17 protein-coding genes are annotated in these 23201 nt (G+C 64.5%); 9 read left to right on the forward strand and 8 right to left on the reverse strand.

Annotated features, from left to right (window positions below; translation table 11 throughout):
• Window positions 1–6: 6 nt before the first annotated feature.
• From zapE to ACVCMJ_RS01345, 3 genes are read left to right on the forward strand one after another with little or no spacing between them, the layout of a single operon-like run.
• Window positions 7–1101, forward strand: a complete 1095-nt coding sequence (gene zapE / locus ACVCMJ_RS01335) for a cell division protein ZapE (protein ID WP_447082554.1) — start codon at window positions 7–9, stop codon at window positions 1099–1101.
• Between the two features lie 37 nt (window positions 1102–1138).
• The gene (locus tag ACVCMJ_RS01340) at window positions 1139–2464 is read left to right on the forward strand and encodes a tryptophan--tRNA ligase (RefSeq protein WP_447082555.1); all 1326 of its coding nucleotides are present in this window, start codon (window positions 1139–1141) and stop codon (window positions 2462–2464) included.
• A gap of 49 nt (window positions 2465–2513) precedes the next feature.
• Window positions 2514–3392: an EamA family transporter gene (locus ACVCMJ_RS01345; protein ID WP_447082556.1), complete on the forward strand. Its 879-nt coding sequence runs from the start codon at window positions 2514–2516 to the stop codon at window positions 3390–3392.
• Between the two features lie 98 nt (window positions 3393–3490).
• Here the strand turns inward: ACVCMJ_RS01345 and ACVCMJ_RS01350 are convergent, their stop codons facing one another.
• The 6 genes from ACVCMJ_RS01350 to gabT all read right to left on the reverse strand — a co-directional run bounded on the left by ACVCMJ_RS01350 (window position 3491) and on the right by gabT (window position 10871).
• A complete protein-coding gene (locus tag ACVCMJ_RS01350) occupies window positions 3491–5176 on the reverse strand; it encodes a thiamine pyrophosphate-binding protein (RefSeq protein ID WP_447082558.1) in 1686 nt (561 codons plus the stop codon).
• Window positions 5177–5259: 83 nt separating this feature from the next.
• Window positions 5260–6102 carry an ABC transporter permease gene (locus ACVCMJ_RS01355; protein WP_447082559.1) on the reverse strand — a complete coding sequence of 281 codons (843 nt, stop codon included), beginning with the start codon at window positions 6100–6102 and terminating at the stop codon, window positions 5260–5262.
• Between the two features lie 9 nt (window positions 6103–6111).
• Window positions 6112–7347 carry an ABC transporter permease gene (locus ACVCMJ_RS01360; RefSeq protein ID WP_447082560.1) on the reverse strand — a complete coding sequence of 412 codons (1236 nt, stop codon included), beginning with the start codon at window positions 7345–7347 and terminating at the stop codon, window positions 6112–6114.
• Window positions 7348–7394: 47 nt separating this feature from the next.
• Window positions 7395–8441 carry an ABC transporter substrate-binding protein gene (locus tag ACVCMJ_RS01365; RefSeq protein ID WP_447082561.1) on the reverse strand — a complete coding sequence of 349 codons (1047 nt, stop codon included), beginning with the start codon at window positions 8439–8441 and terminating at the stop codon, window positions 7395–7397.
• Between the two features lie 33 nt (window positions 8442–8474).
• Window positions 8475–9569: an ABC transporter ATP-binding protein gene (locus ACVCMJ_RS01370; protein WP_447082562.1), complete on the reverse strand. Its 1095-nt coding sequence runs from the start codon at window positions 9567–9569 to the stop codon at window positions 8475–8477.
• Window positions 9570–9605: 36 nt separating this feature from the next.
• Entirely contained in the window at window positions 9606–10871 is a 1266-nt protein-coding gene (gene gabT, locus ACVCMJ_RS01375) for a 4-aminobutyrate--2-oxoglutarate transaminase (protein ID WP_447082563.1), read from the reverse strand.
• Between the two features lie 105 nt (window positions 10872–10976).
• Between gabT and pdxR the strand changes: the two genes are divergently transcribed.
• Genes pdxR through ACVCMJ_RS01400 form a run of 5 tightly spaced genes read left to right on the forward strand, consistent with a single transcriptional unit; the run spans window position 10977 to window position 17843 of the window.
• Window positions 10977–12524: a MocR-like pyridoxine biosynthesis transcription factor PdxR gene (gene pdxR, locus ACVCMJ_RS01380; RefSeq protein WP_447082564.1), complete on the forward strand. Its 1548-nt coding sequence runs from the start codon at window positions 10977–10979 to the stop codon at window positions 12522–12524.
• On the forward strand, window positions 12493–13854 hold the full coding sequence (locus ACVCMJ_RS01385) for an aspartate aminotransferase family protein (RefSeq protein ID WP_447082565.1): 1362 nt from the start codon (window positions 12493–12495) through the stop codon (window positions 13852–13854). The genes pdxR and ACVCMJ_RS01385 overlap by 32 nt, the downstream gene beginning before the upstream one ends.
• Window positions 13855–13872: 18 nt before the next feature.
• On the forward strand, window positions 13873–15060 hold the full coding sequence (locus ACVCMJ_RS01390) for an acyl-CoA dehydrogenase (protein WP_447082566.1): 1188 nt from the start codon (window positions 13873–13875) through the stop codon (window positions 15058–15060).
• Between the two features lie 10 nt (window positions 15061–15070).
• Window positions 15071–16336: a CaiB/BaiF CoA transferase family protein gene (locus tag ACVCMJ_RS01395; protein ID WP_447082567.1), complete on the forward strand. Its 1266-nt coding sequence runs from the start codon at window positions 15071–15073 to the stop codon at window positions 16334–16336.
• A gap of 52 nt (window positions 16337–16388) precedes the next feature.
• Entirely contained in the window at window positions 16389–17843 is a 1455-nt protein-coding gene (locus tag ACVCMJ_RS01400) for an NAD-dependent succinate-semialdehyde dehydrogenase (RefSeq protein ID WP_447082568.1), read from the forward strand.
• Between the two features lie 45 nt (window positions 17844–17888).
• Here ACVCMJ_RS01400 and ACVCMJ_RS01405 read toward each other — a convergent pair whose 3' ends face one another.
• Window positions 17889–20252, reverse strand: coding sequence for a Tex family protein (locus ACVCMJ_RS01405; RefSeq protein WP_447079691.1), 2364 nt, complete (start codon window positions 20250–20252; stop codon window positions 17889–17891).
• Window positions 20253–20362: 110 nt separating this feature from the next.
• Here ACVCMJ_RS01405 and ACVCMJ_RS01410 point away from each other — a divergent pair, with 110 nt between their 5' ends.
• Window positions 20363–22372 (forward strand): ATP-dependent DNA helicase, encoded by a 2010-nt coding sequence (locus ACVCMJ_RS01410; protein ID WP_447079692.1) that lies wholly within the window; start codon window positions 20363–20365, stop codon window positions 22370–22372.
• Between the two features lie 15 nt (window positions 22373–22387).
• Here ACVCMJ_RS01410 and ACVCMJ_RS01415 read toward each other — a convergent pair whose 3' ends face one another.
• Window positions 22388–23182: an outer membrane protein assembly factor BamD gene (locus ACVCMJ_RS01415; RefSeq protein WP_447082632.1), complete on the reverse strand. Its 795-nt coding sequence runs from the start codon at window positions 23180–23182 to the stop codon at window positions 22388–22390.
• Window positions 23183–23201: the final 19 nt, after the last annotated feature.

Raw genomic sequence — 23201 nt, forward strand, 5'->3', positions numbered from 1 at the left:
GTCTCGATGAACGTCAGCGAGTATTACACGCAGGCGCTGCGCGAGAGGGGCTTTGTTGCCGACGACGCGCAGCGCGTGGCGGTCGAACGTCTGCAGCGTTATTTCGACGACTGGATCGAGTTCAAGCGGCAGCGGTCCAGCCGTCTGAAGAAGCTCTTCCTGCATCCTCCCGTGCCTCGCGGGATTTACCTGTGGGGCGGGGTGGGGCGCGGCAAGAGTTTCCTCATGGACGCGTTCTACTTGACCGTGCCGGTCAAGCGCAAGGTGCGGCTGCATTTCCATGAGTTCATGCGTGGGGTGCATCGCGAGATCCGCGCGGTAAGCGGCGAAGCCGATCCACTGGATCACGTGGCCCGCAATATCGTCAAGCGGTACCGCTTGATCTGTTTTGACGAATTCCACGTCTCCGATGTGGCCGATGCGATGATCCTGTATCGGTTGTTGATGCGCCTGTTCGAATATGGCACGTCCTTCGTCATGACCTCCAACTATGAGCCTTCCGAGCTGTATCCGGATGGCCTGCATCGCGACCGCATTCTTCCCGCCATCGCGCTCATTCAGGACAAGATGGACATCCTGAACGTGGACGCCGGCGTCGACTACCGCCGCCGCACGCTGGCCGAGATCCGCACTTATATCACTCCTGTCGTGGCTTCCACCCATGACGAGTTGCGGTCGGCCTTCGATCGGCTGGCAGATACGGCCGAGCAGAAACCTCCGGTGCTGATGGTGGAGGGGCGCGAAGTCCGCGCGATTGCGCTGGCGGGCACAGTCGTATGGTTCGATTTCGCGTCCCTGTGCGGCACGCCCCGTTCACAGAACGATTATCTCGACCTGGCGGACCGGTTTCAGACGATCATCCTGTCCGACGTGCCGCGCATGGCACCGCGCCAGGCCTCGGAGGCGCGTCGATTCACCTGGCTGGTTGACGTGTTCTACGACCACAAGGTCAAGCTGATCCTCTCGGCGCAGTGCCCCGCCGATGAGCTTTATACTCAGGGCCCCATGTCCAACGAGTTCTCGCGCACGGTGTCGCGGCTGATGGAAATGCAGTCGCGTGAATACCTGGCCGAAGCCCGCCGGATGGCGGTGGTTCTATAGGGCCGGGGGCGGACCCGAACTTGCGGAGTTCAAAGTCATGAGCACAGCAGTCACGCGGGTCCTGACGGGCATCACGACGTCGGGCACTCCCCATTTGGGCAACTATGCCGGTGCCATACGGCCGGCGATCGAGGCCAGTGCCCGGTCCGGGGTGGACGCGTTTTTCTTTCTGGCCGATTTCCATGCGCTCATCAAGTGCGCCGACCCGGTCGTGGTGGCGCGGTCGCGAATGGAGATTGCCGCCACTTGGCTGGCGGCCGGTCTGGATTCCGATCGGGTCACCTTTTACCGCCAGTCGGACGTGCCGGAGATTCCCGAGCTGTGCTGGATGCTGACCTGTGTCACGCCCAAGGGATTGATGAACCGCGCCCACGCCTACAAGGCTTCGGTGGATGCCAACGAGGCCCGCGGCACCGAGCCCGACGACGGCGTCACCATGGGGCTGTTCTCTTACCCCGTGCTCATGGCGGCGGATATTCTGATGTTCAACGCCCACAAGGTGCCCGTGGGTCGTGACCAGATCCAGCATCTGGAGATGGCGCGGGATATTGCCCAACGCTTCAACTATCTGTATGGCCGCGGCCGGGATCTGTTCGTCCTGCCGGAGGTCCAGATCGACGAGGACGTCGCCACGCTGCCCGGGCTCGACGGCCGCAAGATGTCGAAAAGCTATCACAATACCATTCCGCTCTTCGAGGGCGGCCCGAAGGCGCTGAAGGCTGCAGTGGCGCAGATCGTGACCGACTCGCGCCTGCCCGGCGAGCCCAAGGACGCGGAAGGTTCGCCCCTGTATACCTTGTATCGGGCGTTTTCCACCCATGCGGAGTCGCTGGCCTTCAAGGCCGAGCTGGAAGCGGGCCTTGGGTGGGGCGAGGCCAAGCAGGCCTTGTGTGATCGGATAGAGTCCCAGATTGGTCCGATGCGCGCGCGCTACGCCGATCTGATGGCGCATCCCGGGCGAATCGAAGAAATTCTTCAGGCGGGCGCCCGAAAGGCCCGCCATATTGCGGTGCCATTCATGGAGCGGCTGCGAGAGGCCGTGGGCGTGCGCCAGCCGGCGGCCGGGCCTGCGGCGAAGAAAGTGGAAAAGTCCGCTCGCGCGCGCCTGGCGTCGTTTCGCGATGAGACCGGCGCTTTCCGCCAGCGGCTGTTTGCCGCCGACGGCCGCGAGCTGCTGCTGTCGGAACCCTTTGCTGACCCGAAGCGGCTCCATCAGGTCAGCCGTCTGGTGGCTCAGATGGATCTGTCGGCGTTGCAGCCGGATGCGCACGGTCTGGTTCGACTGGCGGCGGAAGGGCAGTGCTGGGCCTCCTGCCGGCTGGAGGATCTGGAGCAGGTCGGATTGGCGCTGGCCGAAATTTGAACACTCGCCCATGGGTGAGAAGGGTCCTGAAAGGCCCAAAGGGGTGAGTGTGGCAGGAGTTGCAGCGCCCGGCCGAACAGGTCGCCGTACCGCCATGCTGGCCGTCGGCATGGCCGTCGCGTCGATGACCAGCGTCCAATCGGGTGTGTCGCTGTCGGTTCCCGTCATGTCGGACTATGGCGTCCTCAGCACGTCAGGCTTGCGGCTCTGCTGGGCCTCCTTGGTGCTATTGCTGATCGCCCGCCCGCCGTTGCACCGATTCACCGGGGTACAGTGGCGGGCGGCACTGCTGCTGGGGTGCGCCATGGCCACGATGACGCTGTCATTTTTCATGGCGCTGGACCGTTTGCCCCAGCACCTCGCCGTCGCGCTGGAATTTTGCGGGCCGCTGTCGGTGGCCGCTCTCGGTGTGCGGGGCTGGCGCGCGCTGGCGTGGCCTTTGCTCGCGGCCGCCGGCATCCTGCTGCTGGTCCTGGGCGATGTCGATGTGTCGGGTGCCGTCGATGTGATGGGAATCGGCTTCGCGCTCTTGGCGGCCGTCGGCTGGGGCGTCTATATCGTGAAGATGAAGTCCGTGGGCCAGGCGTTCCACGGCTTTCAGGGAATCGCGGTGTCGTCCTTGGTGGCGGCCGTGATCTCATTGCCCTTTTCAGCGGCCGAGATCGGCTCGCTGATGTTCCCGTGGCGGCAGCTGTTGTGGACAGCCGGGCTTGCGGTTTTTTCGCCCCTGGCTTCCTATATCCTGGAAATGCTCTCGCTCAGGCGCCTGCCGTCAGCGACGTTCGGGGTCCTGATGAGCATGGAACCGGCCATTGGCGCCTGTGCCGGATGGATCATCCTCGGACAGTGGATGACGGCGGGCCAGATGCTGGGGACGGCGCTGGTCGTGGCGGCCAGCGTCGGCGTTGTGCGGGCGGCGGCCCGTTGACGTCAGGGGTCCACGGGCGCACCGGCAGCCCGGGGCCGCTGTTCGATCTGTCCGGGCGCCCGACCTGGGGCGGATGGCCCAGTGTCCCGTTCGGGACACTACCGCCGGGAGGCCGCTTCGGCGGCGGCCCGCAGCCCGCTGATCGTCGTCGTAGGTGTGATGGCTTCCGGATCCAGGATGCAGTGCACGATTGCCGGCAACCCGCTGTCCATGGCACGTTTCAGCGCTGGCGCGAATTCTTCCGTGCTTTCCACCCGTTCGCCATGCCCGCCGAATGCGCGGGCGTAGGCCGCGAAGTCGGGGTTGTGCAGCGTGGTACCCGACACTCGGCCCGGGTAATGTCGTTCCTGGTGCATGCGGATTGTGCCGAACATGCCGTTGTCGATGAGAATCACCACGATGGGGAGCTGGTATTGCACGGCGGTCGCGAACTCCTGCCCGTGCATCATGAAACTGCCATCGCCCGTGAAGCAGACTACCGTGCGGTCCGGGAAGATTCGCTTGGCCGCCACCGCGGCCGGAAGTCCGTAGCCCATCGAGCCCGATGTGGGGGCCAGTTGCGTGCCATAGGCGCGGAACCGGTAGAAGCGGTGGATCCAGGTTGCGAAATTGCCCGCTCCGTTCGTGATGACGGCATCCTTGGGCAGGACAGCGTTCAGGTGGGCAACGACCGCGCCCATTTGCAGGGCGCCCGGAATCCCGATCTGTTCGGGGTCGCTCCACGCGACGCGGGCAGCATGCAGCTCCGCGCAGCGTGCCTGCCGCTCGATAGTGGACGTACTGGCCATGTCCTGAATCAGCTGGGCCCATGTGCGCGGGCAGCAGGCCATGGCGACATCCGCCTGGTAGACGCGGTTCAGTTCATTGATGTCGGGATGGATGTGGACCAGCTTCTGACGGGGCGAGGGGATCTCGAAGAGGGAGTACCCCTGGCTGGGGATCTCGGAAAGGCGTCCCCCCACGATCAGGATCAGATCCGATTCCCGGATCGCTTCCAGCATCCGTGGGGAGCTCCCCAATCCCAGATCGCCGATGAAATTCGGGTGGTCGGTGGAGCAGAGCATCTGCCGGCGAAACTCCACGGCGACGGGAATGTCGTGGCGTGTGGAAAACGTGCCGAAGGCCTGCACGGTGTCCTCGTCCCAACCGCTGCCCCCGAGAATCGCCACGGGCCGCTGAGCCTGGGCCAGCAACGATTCGAAGGCGTGCAGTTGCGCGGTCGTGGGTGACGCGTCGGTGCGCACACAGGGGCGCGCATCGTCGACCGCCAGAGTCTCCGTCAGCATGTCTTCGGGCAGCGCCAGCACGACCGGTCCCGGGCGCCCCGACTGTGCGACATGGAAGGCGCGCGCCAGATATTCGGGGATACGTTCGGCCTGATCGATTTCAGCCGCCCATTTGACTTGTGAGCCAAACACGGCCTTGTAGTCCATCTCCTGGAAGGCCTCACGGTCGCGATGCGAACGGCGGATCTGCCCCGCCAGCAGGATCATGGGCGTGGAATCCTGCGACGCGACATGAATCCCCGCGATGGCGTTGCAGGCGCCTGGCGCCCGTGTCACCAGGCAGATGCCGGGTCGCCCGGTGAGTTTCCCATGGGCTTCCGCCATCATCGCGGCGCCGCCCTCCTGGCGGCACACGGTGACCTGGATGCCGGCGTCGTAGAGGCCGTCGAGCACCGCCAGATAGCTTTCGCCCGGGACGCAGAAGACGTGGTCGGTGCCATGTAGGCGGAGCTGGTCGACCAGCACGTGGCCGGCGAGGCGTGGTCTGGAATTTGTCATATTGGCGCGTCCTGAAGTCATGGAACCCAGCGTACCACCTGATGGTACGTCGATCGTCCAGGTCGGTGCCCGTACCGCGTGCTTCAGGCCGGCTCCACCCGTGTGGTCTTTGCGGCGGCGCGGCCTCGCAGCCACTCCAGCACCAGCAGCAGCGTGGTCGAAAACAGGATCAGGATGGTGGCTACGGCGGCAATGACGGGGCTGATGTTCTCGCGGATACCGGTGAACATCTGGCGTGGCAAGGTGACCTGCTCCGGCCCGGCAAGGAACAGCGTGATCACGATTTCGTCGAAAGCGGTCGCGAACGCGAACAGTGCACCGGCAATGACGCCCGGGGCGATGATGGGCAGCGTCACATGGAAGAAGGAGTGGATCGGTCCGGCACCCAGGCTGTAACTGGCGCGGAGCAGATTCGGGTCGAATCCCTGCAGGGTCGCCGATACCGTGGTGACCACGAACGGCGCACCGATGGCGGCGAGTGCGAGGATCAGTCCCGAGTAGCTATTGACCAGGCCGTATGGCGCGAAGAAGAGATAGATGCCCAGGCCCGTGACGACCAGGGGCACGATCATGGGCGAAATCAGGACGGCCATGAGCAGACCCTTGCCCGGGAATTGCGCCCGGTGCAGGCCGGCTGCCGCGAGGGTTCCCAGAACGGTGGCCAGCGCAGTGGCCGAAGGCGCCACGATGAAGCTGTTGGTGGCGGCGCGCGCCCAGTCGTCGGAGTGGAAAAGCGTGTCGTACCAGTGCAGCGAGAAGGACTGGATCGGGTAGAGCAGCATGGACCCCTGGTTGAACGACAACGGGATGATGACCAGAATGGGCAGCAGCAGAAAGAGCAGGATCAAGGCGCACAGGATGCGCAGCGTGTAGTACCAGAGGCGCTCTGCCGGTGAGGCATACGGCGGCAGCGAGGTTCTCAGCATGACGTGTCCCTATCCGAGCGCCAGTTCCTTGCCCGAAATCCTGCGGTACAAGGCGTAGAGCAGCAGGGTGCCGGCCAGCAGGATGAGGCCCAGGGCACTGGCCATGCCCCAGTTGATGGTCTGGTTGGTGAAGTAGGCGACGTAGTAGCTGATCATCTGGTCGCCCGCGCCGCCCAGCAGGGCCGGCGTGATGTAGTAGCCCACGGCGATGATGAAGACCAGCAGGGAGCCGGCGGCGACTCCCGGATAGGTTTGGGGGACATACACTCGCCAGAAGGCGGCAAAGGGATGGCTTCCCAGAGAGATCGCGGCGCGCTGATAGCTGGGCGGCACCGATTGCATCACGCTGTACAGGGGCAGCACCATGAACGGCAGGAGGATGTGCACCATGGCAATGTAGACGCCCAGGCGGTTGAAGAGCAGCGGCAGGGGCTGGGAGATCAGCCCGAGGTGCAGCAGCGCGTCGTTGATGAGCCCCTCGCGTTGCAGCAGCACCACCCAGGCGGCAATGCGCACCAGGATGGACGTCCAGAAGGGGATCAGGATGCAGATCAGCACCAGGTTGGCCTGCCGCTTGGTCAGCCGCGTGATCCAGTAGGCCAGGGGATAGCCCAGAAGCAGCGCGACCAGCGTCACCACGAGGCTGATGGTGAAGGTGCGCGAGAAGATGGCCCGGAAGGCGGACGTGTCGGGTGGCACGGAGACGATGTGGCCGTCACTGTTGGTCTGCAGGTCCAGGGACGCGAGCAGGTAGTACGGTGACCACGATTTGTCGTTGTTGGCGATGGCCACCCAATACCGGGTGTCCCCCCAGCGCGGGTCCAGTTTCACCAGATCTTCGCGGGCGGCCGCGCCATCCGCCGCCTGAATGGGCATATGGCGCATCGTCTTGAAGATAAGCGAGCGGTATCCCGGAACTTCGTAGTTGAGCCGCCGGGCCAGTTCGCCCGCGGCGCTGGTGTTCTTGGCGTGAGCCAGATCCTGGCCAAGCGCCAGGTAGGCCGCATCTGGAGGAAGCGCGTGCCTGTCCCAGTTCTGCAAGGCTTGCAGCGTCCGGGGCAGGGTGCGGATGACTTCGGGATTGTCGATGGCGCGCGTCAGCAGCGAGGCGATCGGGATGACGAAGATCACCAGCAAGAAGATCGCCAGCGGGCCCACCAGAAGCAGAGCGCGCGCCGTCCGGCGGCGTTGCGTCGTCTTCATCGCCCGCCGGATCGCATCCGGGTTGGCAATCGTCGTTTCCATCGTGTCCCCTGAAACGCGGCCGGCAGTCACTGCCGGCCGCTGGCTGCCTAGCGGGCGGCCCAGGCGGTGAAGCGTTGCTCCAGCTCCTCGCCGTGATCCGTCCAGAACTCAAGGTTGTTGAACAGCGCGTCCTTGGCGTTTGCTGGCGAGTTGGGGACTTTGGCCAGGACCTCGGGACTCAGCATGCCGATGGCCTTCTTGCTGACGGGGCCATAGGCGATGTTCTGCGAGTAGGCAGCCTGTGCCTTGGGTGAGGCGGCGTATTTCACGAACGCAATGGCCTGCTCCTTGTTGGCCGACCCCGTCGGGATGACCCAGTAGTCGAAGTCGTACACGCTGCCGGGCCAGGAGATCTTCAGGTTCTTGCGGCCTTCACGCTGGGCGGCGTCGATACGGCCGTTGTATGCCGAGGACATCACCACGTCGCCGGCGGCCAGCATTTGCGGGGGCTGCGCACCCGCTTCCCACCACTGGATGTTGGGCTTGAGCTCGTCCAGCTTCTTGAAAGCCCGATCCACGCCTTCCGGGGTGGCCAGGACCTTGTACACGTCCTGCGGCGCGACTCCGTCTGCCATCAGTGCAAATTCCAGGTTGTAGTGGGCGCCCTTGCGCAGCCCGCGCTTGCCCGGGAATTTCTTCACGTTCCAGAAATCCGCCCAGCTCGTGGGAGCCGTCTTGAGGGCGTCGCCGTTATAGGCCAGCACGGTAGACCACACGAAGGTGCCCACGCCGCAGTATTTCAGAGCCCCCGGGACCATGTCGTTTTTGTCCAGGATCTTCGTCCAGTCGATATTTTCGTAGGTGCCTTCGTCGCAACCGCGCCCAAGGTCACCGGTCTCGACTTCGACCGCGTCCCAGACCACGTTGTGCGCCTGGACCATGGCTTTGACCTTGGCCTGCTCGCCGTTGTAGGCGACGGGGATGACCTTTTTGCCGGACTCTGCTTCGAAGGGCTTGATGAACGCGACCGTCTGCGCGTCACCATTGGCGCCGCCAAAGTTCACGACCGTCAGGTCGCGAGCCTGGGCGGATTGTCCGAGCATGGCCAGCGGCGCGGTAAATGCCAGGGCGACGAGTAAGGAACGAGGTTTCATGGATGTCTCCAGTGTTGTTGTCGGAGTAGTGGATCAGGGCCGGAAGATGCGGACGTGCTCACGAGCGACCTGCAGCCGGACCTGCCGGCCTCGGGCTCGTACCCCTGGGTCCGCAGCCAGGGGCATTTTTACGAAGAAAGCTTCTGATGGGGAGATCTGGCATCGCAGCCGGACGTGGTCGCCGAGATAGACTTCGTCGACCGTGCTGGCCTGGAATTGATTGATCGCACTGTCATCGGCGCAAGGCGTGATGCGTTCGGGGCGGATGGCGGCGACGCAGGGACTGCCGATCGCCAGGCCCTGAACGTTGATGCCCTGCAGCACCTGGCCGCCCGCGATCTCGACCTGGCAGGTGCCGCCATTAGTGGATTGGACCGTGCCTGGGAACTGGTTGCTGTCGCCGACAAAGCCAGCCACGAACCGGTTGCAGGGCGCCTCGTACAGGGTGTCCGCCTGGGAGACCTGTTGAATGATTCCCTGGTCGAACACGGCAATGCGATTGCTCATGGTGAGCGCCTCGCTCTGGTCGTGAGTGACGTAGACGAAGGTCACGCCGAGCTGCCGGTGCAACGCCTTGAGTTCAAGCTGCATGTGTTCGCGAAGCTGTTTGTCCAGCGCGCCCAGCGGCTCGTCCATCAGCACGATCTTGGGTTGGAAGACCAGCGCACGCGCCAGGGCGATCCGCTGCTGCTGACCGCCGGACAGCTGCGCCGGATAGCGTTTGGCAAAAGCCTGCATCTGTACCATCGCCAGCGCGTCCTGGATGCGCCTGGACCGCTCGGCGGCCGGCATCTTCCGGACCTTCAGCGGATAGTCCAGGTTGCGCTCCACCGTCATGTGGGGAAAGAGTGCGTAATTCTGAAACACCATGCCCAGATTGCGGTGGTGGGGCGGAACGTCGTTCAGGCGGCGGCCTTCCAGGAAAATATCGCCGCCGGTCGGGGATTCGAATCCGGCCAGCATCATCAGGCAGGTCGTCTTGCCCGAGCCCGATGGCCCCAGCAGCGAGAGGAATTCGCCTGGATAAATGTCGAGATTCAGATCGCGTACGACCAGATGGGTCCCGTCATAGGACTTCTGGACCCCCTGGAATCGCACCAGGGGTTCGGCGGCAGGCGCATCGGACATCGGGCGGGTCTCCGGCAATTGAACACATGGGCTCTTTCAAAGGGCCATGGCTTTCCTAAGGATATCCAGACCTTCGTCCAGCACGCTATCGGGGATTGTCAGGGGGAACAGGAAGCGGATGACGTTTCCGTACGAACCGCACGTCAGCAGGATCAGTCCGAGCTCGCGCGCGCGGCTCTGAATGCGGGCGGCGGTTTCAGGATCTGGCTGCCCAGTGGCGGGGTCACGGAATTCGGCTGCGATCATTGCCCCCAGGCCGCGGATTTCCGCGATGTGCGGGTGATGGAGGTCGGCCAGCGCTGTGCGCAGGCGTTGTCCCAGCGTTTCAGCGCGTGCGACCAGCTTCTCGTCGCGGATGATGTCCAGTACGGCCAATCCGGAAGCGACGGCAAGGGGATTTCCGGCGTAGGTTCCGCCCAGGGACCCGCGCGGGGCCGCGTCCATGATCTCGGCCCGCCCGCAGACGCCGGACAGCGGCATGCCGCCCGCCAGGCTCTTGGCCATGGTGATCAGGTCCGGAACCACCCCCGCGTGTTCGATGGCGAACATCCGCCCGGTGCGCGCGAAGCCGGTCTGGACCTCGTCCACGATCAGCAGGATGCCGTGTTCGTCGCATTCCCTGCGCAGTGCCTGCAGCAGCTCGTTCGGGGCGACGTTGAAGCCGCCTTCGCCCTGTACTGGCTCGACCAAAATGGCCGCCACGCGTTTCGGGCTGATGTCGGCCTTGAAGAGGGTATGCAGCGCCCGGATGGAATCGTCGGCAGTGACGCCGTCCAGCGGAGTGGGGAACGGCAGATGGTAGACCTCGCCGGGGAGGGGGCCGAAATCCTGCTTGTAGGGGGCCACCTTTCCGGTCAGCGCCATGCCCATGAAGGTACGGCCGTGGAAGGCCCCGGAAAATGCCACCAGGCCGGTGCGGCCAGTGGCCGCGCGTGCGATCTTGACGGCGTTTTCGACAGCTTCGGCTCCTGTGGTGAAGAATGCCGTCTTTTTGGCGTGCCCGCCCGGAGTCAGCGCATTGACCTTCTCGGCCAGTTCCACGTACGACGCATAGGGGGCGACCTGGAAGGCGGTATGGGTGAAGGCCGCAAGCTGTGCCTGGATGGCAGCGATGATCCTGGGATGGCAGTGTCCGGTGTTGGCGACCGCGATGCCGGCTGCGAAATCGATGAAGCGCCGGCCTTCGATGTCCCAGAGCTCGGCGTTCAGCGCACGCTTGGCGTAGAAGTCACAAGTGATGCCAATGCCATTGGGAATAGCCGCATTTTTGCGCGTTTGCCACTGCCGATTCAGGTCTGCCATGAGTGTCTCCGACGTTGCGAGCGGTTCCCGCGTCGCTTTTTTTTTACTATACTGATGTTTTGGTTCATCAAATAGATCCATTTTTTGAAATCCAATGGGGCCAATTTGAAAGCCTTCATACTCTCTGAATGGCTGCAGCAGTATTTCTCCTCCTCCGGAGATGGTCCCGCTTATTCAAGGCTCTATGATCTGATCTGTAGGGCCATTCTTGAGGGCCACTTGACGGCGGGGGCGCGCCTGCCGTCGTCGCGCGGCCTGGCAATGGATCTTGGAATCGCGCGCAACACAGTGCTGCAGGTCTACGAGCAACTCACGGAGGAAGGCTACGCCCATGCGGGTGTGGGGCGCGGCACCTACGTCGAAGACATCAGCCAGGACATGGTGCAGCCGGCCGTCTCGGCCCATGGAACCCTCGGAGCGGTTGAACCCCGAGCCCCCGAGGGACACGACCTGTCCCGGCGCGGGCGTGCATTGCTGGCCCACATGGGCTTTTCCAACCGGCAGGCCGGGGCATTCATGCCGGGGGTGCCCGACGTGCGCGAGTTCCCGCTCAAGGCCTGGACGCGCATTCAGAATCGCATCTGGCGCGAAGGGCCGTGGGATCTGATGCGGTATGCGCCCGCGGGGGGTTACGGGCCGCTGCGCCAAGCCATTTCCGATTATCTGAACAGCGTGCGTTCGGTGCGCAGTTCCGCGCAGCAGGTCGTCATGACTACCGGGATTCACCAGGGGATCGACGTGGCCCTGCGGCTGCTCTGCGATCCGGGCGACTCCGTCTGGATCGAGGAACCCGCCTATTGGGGCGTCCGTAATCTGGTGTCGACGGCCGGGCTGCGGGCTGTGCCCATCCGCGTGGACGATGAGGGCATCTGGCCCAGGGACCACGACCGCGAGCATCCACCGCGCCTCATCATCGTGGCACCCTCTCATCAATATCCGCTGGGTATGGTGATGAGTCTGGCCCGCCGGCGCATGCTGCTGGACTATGCGCGGCAGGTATCCTGCTGGGTGCTGGAAGACGACTACGACAGCGAATTCCGTTATGGCAGCCGGCCGCTGCCGTCGCTGCAGGGTATGGACGATGGGGGGCGAGTCCTGTATGCGGGCAGTTTCAGCAAGACGCTGTGCCCGGGGCTGCGCGTGGGATTCCTGGTGGTGCCGGAACCCCTCTCGGTTGCCTCCGCCGACGCGGTAGCCGAACTCTATCGCGAGGGCAACATGGTCAATCATGCAATCCTCAACGAATTCATCCGGAACGGCCATCTCGCGTCCCACATCCGGCGTGTGCGCCGGCGTTATGCGGAACGTCGCGACTGTCTCATCGGCGAGATCCACCGGCATTTCGGCGACAGGCTGGACATAGTGGGGGGGGATGCGGGCCTGCATCTGATCCTCGCCTTGCCGGATACCGTGGACGACGAGCTCGTGGTGCGCGATGCGCTGCGTGAGGGCGTCGTCACCCGTCCGCTGAGCGCTTATTACCTGGACAGGGCCCGCGCCCGGTCCGGCTTGCTGCTGGGTTATGCCGGGGTGACGCCCGATGAGATCCGGCCTGCCTTTGACACGCTGGCGCAGGTCATTGGCCGCTACCTTCAATCGATGCAGACCAAGGGAGGTCGTCGTGACGACACAAGACGCACTGGCACGCAGTGACATCAATTATCAGCTTCATTCCTACACCAATGCCGAGGAACACAGGCTCCAGGGACCCTGCATCATGGAGCGCGGCGATGGAATTCATGTCTTCGACACCACCGGAAAACGCTACATCGAGGGCATGTCCGGCCTGTGGAGCGTGGCGGTGGGGTTCAGCGAACCGCGTCTGGCCGAAGCCGCGCGGCGGCAGATGGAATGCCTGCCGTTCTACCACACGTTCAGCCACAAGGCGAACGTGCCGTCCATCAAACTGGCTGAAAAGCTCATCCGATTGACCGAAGGGCGGATGGCGCAGGCCTTTTTCACCAATTCGGGGTCCGAGGCCAACGACACCATCATGAAGATGGTCTGGTACTACAACAATGCCCTGGGCCGTACGAAGAAAAAGAAGATCATTGCCCGGGATGGGGGTTACCACGGGGTCACCGTGGCCGCGGCCAGCCTTACCGGCTTGCCCTATCTGCACAAGGACTTCGACCTCCCGCTGCCGCAGGTCCGTCACGTCCGCCGCCCCCACTGGTACCACGAGGCGCAGCCGGGTGAATCCGAATCCGCCTTTGCCGACCGGCTGGCCGGCGAGCTGGAAGCGTTGATCCAGGCTGAAGGGCCGGATACCGTGGCCGCTTTCATCGGCGAACCCATCATGGGGGCCGGCGGCGTCATCGTGCCGCCGGAGACGTACTGGCAAAAGATCCAGGCGGTTTGCCACAAGCATGATGTCCTGGTGATCGCGGATGAGGTGATCACCGGCTTTGGCCGCACGGGCCGCATGTTCGCCTCGGACCTGTTTGGCATCAAGCCGGATTTCATGACGCTGTCCAAGCAGATCACGTCCTCCTATCAGCCGCTGGCGGCAGTCCTGATCAACGAACGCGTGGCCTCGGTCATCGCCCATCACTCGGGCGAACTGGGCACCTTCGGCCATGGCTACACGGCCAGCGGCCATCCGGTAGCGACTGCCGTGGCGCTGGAAAACATCGCTATCATCGAAGAGCGCGATCTGGTGGGAAACGCCGCCCGGTGCGGTCAGGTCCTGCAACGCAGGCTGCGCACGCTGGCGGATCATCCGCTGGTGGGCGAAGTGCGTGGTGTGGGGCTGATTGGCGCGATCGAACTGGTCTCCGACAAGGCCACGCATGCGCCGTTCGATCCCCAGGGTCTGGCAGGCGCGAAGGTCGTGCAACGGGCACAGGACAACGGCCTCATCCTGCGTGGCATCAAGGACAGCGTCGCCTTCTGTCCGCCTCTCATCATCACCGAGGCCCAGGTCAACGAGATGGTGGATCTATTCGCGAAGTCGCTGGACGAGGTTGCTCGTACACTTTAGTTTTCAGGAGCCATTCCCATGCCGTCTCCCCGACACCCGTTCCAGTGGCTGGATCCGTTGCTGCTGGACCAGCAGCTCACTGACACCGAGCGCATGATCCGCGATGCGGCGCGCGACTACTGTCAGGACAAGCTGCAGCCGCGCGTGCAGCAGGCCTTCCGTCAGGAGAAGACGGATACGTCCATCTTTCGCGAGATGGGCGAGCTCGGCCTGCTGGGCGCCACCCTCCCCGAGCAGTACGGCGGCGCGGGCCTCAATTACGTCAGCTATGGGCTGATCGCTCGCGAGGTCGAGCGCGTGGACTCGGGCTATCGCTCGATGATGAGTGTGCAAAGCTCTCTGGTCATGGTGCCGATCAACGCTTTCGGGACCGAGGATCAGAAGCGGAAATATTTGCCCCGGCTGGCGGCCGGCGAGTTGATCGGCTGCTTTGGCCTGACGGAGCCCGACCATGGTTCGGACCCGGGTTCCATGTCCACGCGCGCCAAGAAGATCGCTGGCGGCTATAGCCTGACGGGGGCCAAGACCTGGATCACCAACAGTCCGATCGCTGACGTGTTTGTCGTCTGGGCCAAGGACGAGGCGGGCGACATCCGCGGTTTCATCCTTGAAAAGGGCTGGAAGGGGTTGTCGGCGCCTGCCATTCACGGCAAGGTCGGGCTGCGGGCGTCCATCACGGGCGAAGTCGTGATGGACGAAGTCTTCGTGCCTGAGGAAAACGTTTTCCCGGAGGTGCGCGGCCTGAAGGGCCCCTTCACGTGCCTGAATTCGGCGCGTTTCGGGATTGCCTGGGGCGCGCTGGGCGCTGCTGAGGCCTGCTACGAAACTGCGCGCCAGTATGTCCTGGATCGCCGGCAGTTCGGCCGCCCGCTGGCGGCCAATCAGCTCATCCAGAAGAAACTGGCCGACATGCTGACCGAGATCACCCTGGGGCTTCAGGCGGTCCTGCGCGTGGGGCGTCTGAAGGACGAGGGTGCCGCGCCTGTGGAAATCACCTCGATCATCAAGCGCAATTCCTGCGGCAAGGCGCTGGACATCGCTCGCATGGCGCGCGACATGCTGGGTGGAAACGGTATTTCGGACGAATTCTGCATTGCACGGCATCTGGTCAATCTGGAAGTCGTCAATACCTACGAAGGCACGCACGACGTCCATGCCCTGATCCTCGGGCGCGCCATCACCGGAATTGCGGCGTTTGCCAACTGAGGCGATGGTGATGAGCACGACAGCCGAAACTGCCGGGACCGTCGCGCCAGAGTCCGTGCCGGGAGCGTTGTCGTCCATCCGGGTCCTGGATCTGTCCCGGGTGCTGGCCGGCCCCTGGGCCACGCAGATTCTGGCGGATCTAGGGGCCGACGTGATCAAGATCGAACGCCCCGGCGCGGGGGACGACACCCGAGCTTGGGGGCCGCCCTGGTTTTCGGGACAGCAGCCGGATGATCAGGTAGCGGCCTACTACCTGTGCGCCAATCGCAACAAGCGTTCTGTCACGGTCGATATCGGCACTGCCGAGGGTCAGGCGCTGCTCCGGGACCTGGCCGGCCGAAGCGACGTGCTGGTCGAAAACTTCAAGGTCGGCGGCCTGGCTCGCTACGGGTTGGACTATGAAAGTCTCCATGCGGTGAATCCCGCTCTGGTGTATTGCTCCATCACGGGGTTCGGGCAGACAGGTCCCTATGCGGAGCGAGCGGGCTACGATTTCCTGGTGCAGGGCTTGGGCGGCCTCATGAGTGTGACGGGGCGCCCCGACGGCGAGCCCGGCGGTGGCCCGATGAAGGTCGGCGTGGCTCTGACCGACATCCTGACCGGACTGTATGCCGCCAATGCGATCCAGGCCGCACTGGCCGCGCGCGATCGGACCGGCATGGGCCAGCATATCGATATGGCGTTGCTAGACGTGCAGGTCGCTTGTCTGGCCAACCAGGCGATGAACTATCTGGCTACCGGCCAAGATCCGGCACGCCTGGGGAATGCCCATCCCAGCATCGTTCCCTATCAGGATTTCCCTACAGCCGACGGCTACATGATTCTGGCGATCGGCAACGACGGTCAGTTCACCCGGTTCTGCGCGGAAGCGGGGAAGCCCGATCTCGCGACGGACGTCCGCTTTGCCACCAACGAGGCACGGGTGCGCAACCGCGATACGCTCATTCCTCTCCTGCGCCACATGACCACTGCGCGCACGACCGCGGCCTGGGTGCGTGCGCTGGAGGGCTGCGCGGTGCCGTGCGGGCCCATCAATGGGCTGGGGGATGTTTTTGCTGATCCGCAAGTCCGGGCACGCGAACTGCGGATCACGATGGACTATCCCGGCGTCGGACCGATACCGCTGGTGGCCAGTCCCATGCGGCTGTCCGACACGCCGGTGGACTATCGCTTGCCGCCGCCTTCGTTGGGGGCACACACTGAAGAGGTGCTCCTGGACCTGCTGGGCATGAGTCCGCAGGCCATTCGCGCGCTGCGCGAGCGGGGCGTGGTGTGAATCCCGCGCCGGGGCTTGGCTGGGCGTGGTGTTTTTTTGACGAGGAGATGAAATGCTGCAGTTGAAGAACCCGGGGTTGCTGCGTCAGCAGTGTTACATCAATGGCCAGTGGCGCGACGCGCGCGATGGACAGAAGGATCCCGTACATAACCCCGCCACCGGCGAGGTGCTGGGAACCGTGCCCAACATGGGGGCGAAGGAAGCCCGGGAGGCGATCGAGGCCGCGCAGGCCGCCTGGGCCGGTTGGCGGGCGCTCACGGCCAAGCGCCGGGGCGAGATCCTGCGCGCCTGGTATCAGTTGATGATCGACAATACCGACGATCTGGCGCGCATCATGACGGCCGAGCAGGGCAAACCGCTGGCGGAGTCGCGGGGTGAGGTGGCCTATGGTGCCGGATATTTCGAGTGGTATGCCGAAGAGGGAAAGCGCGCCTATGGCGAAACGATCCCGGGACCGGCAGCGGACAAGCGCATTGTGGTGACGCGCGAGCCCATTGGCGTGTGCGCGGCCATCACGCCGTGGAACTTTCCGTCTTCCATGATCACACGCAAGGCTGCGGCGGCGCTGGCGGCTGGCTGCCCCTTCGTGGTCAAGCCAGCCCCCGAAACGCCGTTTTCCGCGCTGGCGTTGGCGGTGCTGGCCGAAGAAGCCGGTGTGCCCGCGGGCGTGTTTTCCGTTCTCACCGGCGACGCGGTTGCGATTGGCGGGGAGATGACGGGCAACCCCATCGTGCGCAAGCTCAGTTTCACGGGTTCGACCGAGGTCGGCCGTCTGCTGTACGCGCAGTGCGCCCCCACTATCAAGAAACTATCCCTGGAACTGGGCGGCAATGCGCCGTTCATCGTCTTCGACGACGCTGATCTGGACGCCGCGGTCGAGGGCGCGATGATCTGCAAATACCGGAATACCGGGCAGACGTGCGTATGTGCGAACCGTATCTATGTGCAGGACGGCGTGTACGATGAATTCGCCCACCGGCTTGAGAGGGCGGTCGGCACGCTCAAGGTCGGCAACGGCATGGACGAAGGCGTGAACCAGGGGCCGCTGATCGACGAGGCCGCGCTGCGCAAGGTCGAGGCGCATGTGCAAGATGCTCTTGCCAAGGGCGGTCATGTGCTGACCGGCGGCAAGCCTCATGCTCTGGGCGGCACCTACTTCGAGCCCACCATCCTCACGGATGTGACGGCCAGCATGAAGTGCGCCACCGAGGAGACCTTTGGCCCGGTGGCACCGCTGTTCCGCTTCAGGGACGAGGCCCAGGTGATTCAATTGGCCAACGCGACAGAGTACGGGCTGGCAGCCTATTTCTACAGCCGCGACATTGGCCGCGTATGGCGTGTGGCGGAAGCCCTTGAATACGGCATGGTGGGCATCAATGTGGGCGTGGTGTCCAATCCGGCTGCGCCCTTTGGCGGAGTGAAGCAGTCCGGTCTGGGCCGCGAAGGCTCTGCCCATGGGTTGGATGACTACCTGATTATCAAGTACCTGTGCCTCGGCGGAATCTGATCGGCGCGGATCACTGAGGCGGGGCGGCCTGATGGCCGCTCCTGCCTATTTCTTGAGCCGCGCGAATGCCTCGGCCATGGCCCCCCGCGGCTCGTCGCGATGTCTCGGCCCGATGGGGTGCGACCGGACCGGACGCTCGCTGGCCCGCCGGTCGTTGCGCGGTGCTCCCGATGACGCGCGCGGCGCGCCATCGTCCTTCCGCATACTGAGCGCGATGCGTCGGCGCGCGACGTCGACTTCGACGACGCGCACCTTAACAGTCTGGCCCACACGGACGACTTCGCGAGGATCCTTGACGAATTTGTCCGCCAGCGCCGAGACATGCACCAGCCCGTCCTGGTGCACGCCAATGTCCACGAACGCGCCAAAGTTGGCCACGTTGCTGACCACCCCCTCCAGCGTCATCCCCGGCACCAGGTCCTTGATGTCGTGGACGCCTTCCATGAATTTTGCGGTCTTGAATTCCGGGCGTGGATCGCGGCCCGGCTTCTCCAGCTCGGCGAAGATGTCGCGTACCGTCGGCAGACCGAAGCGATCATTGGTGAATTCGGCCGGCGACAATCCCTTGAGCGCCTGGGGTTGGCCCATGACCGCGGCGGCCGGCTGGCCCAGCCTGAGCAGGATCTGTTCTACCACGGGGTAGGCTTCCGGGTGCACCGCCGAGGCGTCCAGCGGATTGTCCGAGCCCGGAATGCGCAGGAACCCGGCCGCCTGTTCGAAGGCTTTGTCGCCGAAGCGCGGGACCTCGCGAAGTCCCCGCCGGTTGCGGAAGGCGCCGTGCTCCTCGCGCCATTGCACCACGTTGCGGGCCAGTGCGGCGTTCAGCCCCGAGACGCGAGTCAACAAGGGGGCCGATGCAGTGTTCACGTCCACGCCCACGGCATTCACGCAGTCTTCCACGACGGCGTCCAGCGAGCGCGCCAGCTCGCGCTGGTTGACGTCGTGCTGATATTGGCCCACGCCGATGGCCTTGGGCTCGATCTTGACGAGTTCCGCCAGCGGGTCCTGCAGGCGCCGCGCGATGGAAACTGCTCCTCTGAGGCTCACGTCCATGTCCGGGAATTCGTGTGCCGCCAGCTCCGAGGCCGAATAGACGGAGGCACCCGCCTCCGAGACCACCACGCGCTCGAAGTCGAGTTCCGGGTGCCGTTCGCGCAGCGTAGCGGCCAGGCGGTCTGTTTCGCGCGAGGCGGTGCCGTTGCCGATCGCGATGAGGGCGATCTGGTGGCGTTCGACCAGTGTCGCCAGCGTGCGCAGGCTGCCTTCGATGTCCTTGCGGGGTTCGAACGGGTAGATGGTGGCGGTTTCCAGCACCTTTCCGGTGGCGTCGATGGCCGCGACCTTGACGCCGGTACGGATGCCGGGATCCAGCCCCAGCACTGCCTTGGGGCCGGCCGGCGCGGCCAGCAGCAGATCCTTCAGATTGGCGGCAAAGACGCGGATGGCCTCCGCTTCGGCCTCTTCGCGCAGCTTAGTGACCAGCTCGGTCTCGAACGTGGTCAGCAGTTTCACGCGCCAGGTCCAGCGGCAGACTTCGGCCAGCCAATGCTGACGCGGCGTCGCCTGCGCGTCAAAACGCGCATCCACCGCCAGCAGTTCCGCCACCTTCTGTACGCAAGGGTGAGGGTTCTCGGATTCGCGTTCGGTTGTGAGCCCGAGCCGCAGGTCCAGAATCCCCTGCTGGCGGCCGCGCAGCATCGCCAGGACCCGATGAGAAGGCAAAGTGCGCAGAGTTTCACTGAAATCGAACCAGTCGCGGAAGTTGGCGCCCTCGTTTTCCTTGCCCTCCACGACCTTGGCGTAGAGCAGACCCGTGCTCCAGAGTTCGGTGCGCAGGGCCTGCAGTACGGGGGCCTGTTCGGCGAACCGCTCGGCCAGAATGTCACGCGCGCCGTTCAGGGTGGCCTTCGTATCGGCAAAGCCGGCTTCCGCATTCAGATAGGGGGCCGCGGCCTGTTGCGGGTCGGCGGCCGGATCGCCCAGCAGCGTCTCTGCCAGTGGCTCCAGGCCTGCTTCTCGGGCGATCTGGGCGCGGGTGCGGCGCTTGGGCTTATAGGGCGCGTACAGGTCTTCGAGCCGCTGTTTGCTGTCCGCAGCCAGAATCTGCTGCCGCAGGGCGTCATCCAGCTTGCCTTGCTGGGCGACCGAATCGAGGATGGCGATCCGGCGGCCTTCCAGCTCGCGGATGTAGAGCAGCCGCACTTCGAGCTGACGCAGGACGGTATCGTCCAGGCCGCCGGTGGCCTCTTTGCGGTAGCGGGCGATGAACGGTACGGTGGCGCCCGAGTCCAGCAGGTCGACGGCGGCGGCGACCTGCGCGGGCCGGGCCCCCAGTTCCGCCGTCAGGAGCCGCAACACGCGGGCGGGGTCGACCTCGTGGGTCGGTAGAGCAGGACTTGTGGCGTTCATGGCAGTCTTAAAATACCAGATTCAAGCGGCGCATTTTGCCACAGGCTTGGAGTTTGCCTCTGTTTCCTGTCGTATCATCGCCGGACTGCCGGTGTAGCCTGGTCCCTACCATGATTGCTGATGATTTGAGCGAGTTGTTCGGCGCCGAAGGGCCACTGGCCAGGGCCGTGCCGGCCTATGTGCCGCGTGAGGCGCAGCTTGCCCTGTCCCTGGCGATCGAGCAGGCAATCGATACCCAGGATGTGCTGGTGGCCGAGGCGGGTACGGGTACGGGCAAGACCTGGGCCTATCTGGTGCCGGCCTTCCTGTCGGGTGGCAAGACGCTGATTTCCACTGGGACGCGCACTCTTCAGGATCAGTTGTTCCGGCGGGATATACCGCGGTTGCGCGAGGCGCTCGCGCTGCCAGTCGACGTGGCGCTGCTGAAAGGGCGCGGCAACTATGTCTGCCACTACCATCTGGATCGGCTGGGGCAGGACGATCGCGCCTTGAAGTCGCGCGATGAGATTCCACAGTTGCGGGCGATCCAGCGGTTCGTGCGCGAGACCGAGAGCGGCGACAGGGCGGACCTTCCCGCCGTGCCCGAAAATGCCGACATCTGGAACCGGGTGACCTCCACGCGTGAAAACTGTCTGGGCCAGGAGTGCCCGTTCATCAAGGACTGTTTCCTGATGAAGGCCCGCCGCCGCGCGCAGGAAGCCGACGTGGTGGTGGTCAATCACGCGCTGTTCATGGCCGACCTGGCGCTGCGCGAGGAAGGCATCGCCGATCTGTTGCCCGAGACGCAACTGGTGGTCTTCGACGAGGCGCATCAATTGCCGGAAACCGCGACCCGGTTTCTGGGACAAAGCGTTTCGCTCCATCAGATTCTGGACTGCGCAAAGCTGGCCGAAGCAGCCGGGCTCGCCCACGCTCGCGAGGCGGTGCGCTGGAGCGACTTGTGCGGCGCGCTGGATGCCGCCGCGCGCGAGCTGCGGCTGGTGGGCGCCCCGATCGCAAAGCTGCCTGGCGGGCGCGTCACGTTCGATCACATTCCGGACGCCGATAGTTTTGATCGGGCGCTGGCGACCCTGGTGAAGGCTCTGGATACGTTGGCTGACGCGCTGGCGACCCAGGAGGAGCGCGACCCGGAGCTGGCGACCGCGGCCCGTACGGCGCGCACGTTGCGCGCGCGACTGGTTCAATGGTCCCAGCCCGCCCGTGGCGAGCCTGAGCCGGCCGATCAGGCGGCCGTGCGCTGGATTGAACACGGCACCCAGTCTGTGCGCCTGCATCGCGCCCCCCTGTCGGTCGCCCGGATCTTTTCGGGGTTCAGGCGCCCCGGGCAGAGTTGGGTACTGACGTCGGCGACGCTGTCCGTGAAGGGAAACTTCAGTCATTTCCAGCGTCAGCTCGGATTGTCCGAAGCGGCTACCCGCAGTTGGGCTTCGCCCTTCGATTACCCCGCCCAGGGATTGCTTTACGTGCCTGAACGCCTGCCGTGGCCCAACGATCCCGGTTATACCGATGCTTTCGTGCGGACACTGTTGCCGCTCGTCGATGCCTGTCCCGGCGGCGTGTTGGTGTTGTGCACGACCTTGCGGGCGGTGGAGCGGGTGGCCGACCAGTTGCTGCGCGGCATGTTGCAGTCGGACCGGGCCGTCATGCGCCAGGGCGAAGGCACGCGCGGTGTGCTGCTCGAGCGCTTCCGCGCGGCCGGCAATGCGGTGTTGGTGGGCAGCACCAGCTTCTGGGAGGGGATCGACGTTCCGGGCGATGCCCTGATGCTGGTGGCCATCGACAAGCTGCCCTTTGCCCCACCCGACGATCCGGTTCTGGAGGCGCGGCTCAATGCCTGCAAGGCCGACGGCGGCAACCCGTTCATGGAATACCAGTTGCCGCAGGCGGCGCTGCTGCTCAAGCAAGGTGCCGGGCGCTTGATCCGGTCCGAGAAGGACCGAGGGGTCCTGATGGTCGGAGACGGCAGGCTGGTGGACAAACCTTATGGGCGGCTGCTATGGCAGGGACTTCCGCCGTTCGCGCGTACGCGCGATGCGAGTCTGGCGGTTCAATTCATGGGCGCGCCGCCAGCGCGCACATCGGTGGCACCAGCGGTTTTGGAAGATTCGCCGGCGCGTTGAACGAGCCGGTGCCGATCATAGCCAGTTGACGGGGTTCCAGGGGTTCTGCGGGTCCTTCAGCCCCTGCTTGTAGTACTTGCTGTTGGGAAAGTTCTTGTCCAGCACGCGCTTGGCATCGTCGCGCAGTTTTTCCAGGTGCAGCTTGTCATAGCTGAGGACCATGATGTAGAGCGCCTTTTCCACGATGGGTGCGCCCTCGAAATCGGTGACCACCTGCTGCGCCCGGTTCGCCGCAGCGACATAGGCGCCGCGCTGGTAGTAATACTGGGCGACGTGGACTTCGTTTTCGGCGATGGTATTGACCAGCCAGGCTGCGCGTTTGCGGGCATCCGGCGTGTAGCGGCTATCCGGGTAGCGCTTGATCAGCTCGTTGAAGGCCTCATAGGATTCGCGCAGGCCCTTGGGGTCGCGTTCGCTGGGATCCTGGCGCGTGATGTTGGACAGAACGGCGCTTGGCGGAGTGAACGTGATCATGCCCTTCAGGTAGAGCATATAGTCCGTGCCAGGGTGGTTGGGGTATTGCTGTGTGAAGCGGTCGATGGCCGCCTTGGCCTGCTCGGGCTCCTCATCCTTCCAGTCCACGTACGCTTGATCGATCAGGGCCTGCTGGGCGTAGATGCCGAACGGGTAGCGCGCTTCCAGCGCCTCAAGATTCTTGCGCGCGTCCTCCCACCGGCCCGAGCTCATGTCCTCTTTGGCCTGGCTGTACAGACGCTCGGCGCTCCAGCCGGCCGTCGGGTCCACCTTGCCCGTCGAAGAGCAGCCGGCCACCAGCGCCACGAATACGCAGGCGGTGGCGATTCGAGCCAGGTTCGACAGGGATTTCAGG

The sequence above is a fragment of the Castellaniella sp. UC4447_H14 genome, from assembly GCF_052978285.1.

Excerpts from the sequence above, each read along its gene's own strand:
- ACVCMJ_RS01370 (WP_447082562.1), bottom strand. The coding sequence starts at position 9,569 with ATGTCCGATGCGCCTGCCGCCGAACCCCTGGTGCGATTCCAGGGGGTC.
- zapE (WP_447082554.1), top strand. The coding sequence starts at position 7 with ATGAACGTCAGCGAGTATTACACGCAGGCGCTGCGCGAGAGGGGCTTT.
- ACVCMJ_RS01390 (WP_447082566.1), top strand. The coding sequence starts at position 13,873 with ATGCCGTCTCCCCGACACCCGTTCCAGTGGCTGGATCCGTTGCTGCTG.
- gabT (WP_447082563.1), bottom strand. The coding sequence starts at position 10,871 with ATGGCAGACCTGAATCGGCAGTGGCAAACGCGCAAAAATGCGGCTATT.
- ACVCMJ_RS01405 (WP_447079691.1), bottom strand. The coding sequence starts at position 20,252 with ATGAACGCCACAAGTCCTGCTCTACCGACCCACGAGGTCGACCCCGCC.
- ACVCMJ_RS01350 (WP_447082558.1), bottom strand. The coding sequence starts at position 5,176 with ATGACAAATTCCAGACCACGCCTCGCCGGCCACGTGCTGGTCGACCAG.
- ACVCMJ_RS01395 (WP_447082567.1), top strand. The coding sequence starts at position 15,071 with ATGAGCACGACAGCCGAAACTGCCGGGACCGTCGCGCCAGAGTCCGTG.
- ACVCMJ_RS01400 (WP_447082568.1), top strand. The coding sequence starts at position 16,389 with ATGCTGCAGTTGAAGAACCCGGGGTTGCTGCGTCAGCAGTGTTACATC.
- ACVCMJ_RS01365 (WP_447082561.1), bottom strand. The coding sequence starts at position 8,441 with ATGAAACCTCGTTCCTTACTCGTCGCCCTGGCATTTACCGCGCCGCTG.
- ACVCMJ_RS01360 (WP_447082560.1), bottom strand. The coding sequence starts at position 7,347 with ATGGAAACGACGATTGCCAACCCGGATGCGATCCGGCGGGCGATGAAG.
- ACVCMJ_RS01410 (WP_447079692.1), top strand. The coding sequence starts at position 20,363 with ATGATTGCTGATGATTTGAGCGAGTTGTTCGGCGCCGAAGGGCCACTG.
- ACVCMJ_RS01340 (WP_447082555.1), top strand. The coding sequence starts at position 1,139 with ATGAGCACAGCAGTCACGCGGGTCCTGACGGGCATCACGACGTCGGGC.
- ACVCMJ_RS01355 (WP_447082559.1), bottom strand. The coding sequence starts at position 6,102 with ATGCTGAGAACCTCGCTGCCGCCGTATGCCTCACCGGCAGAGCGCCTC.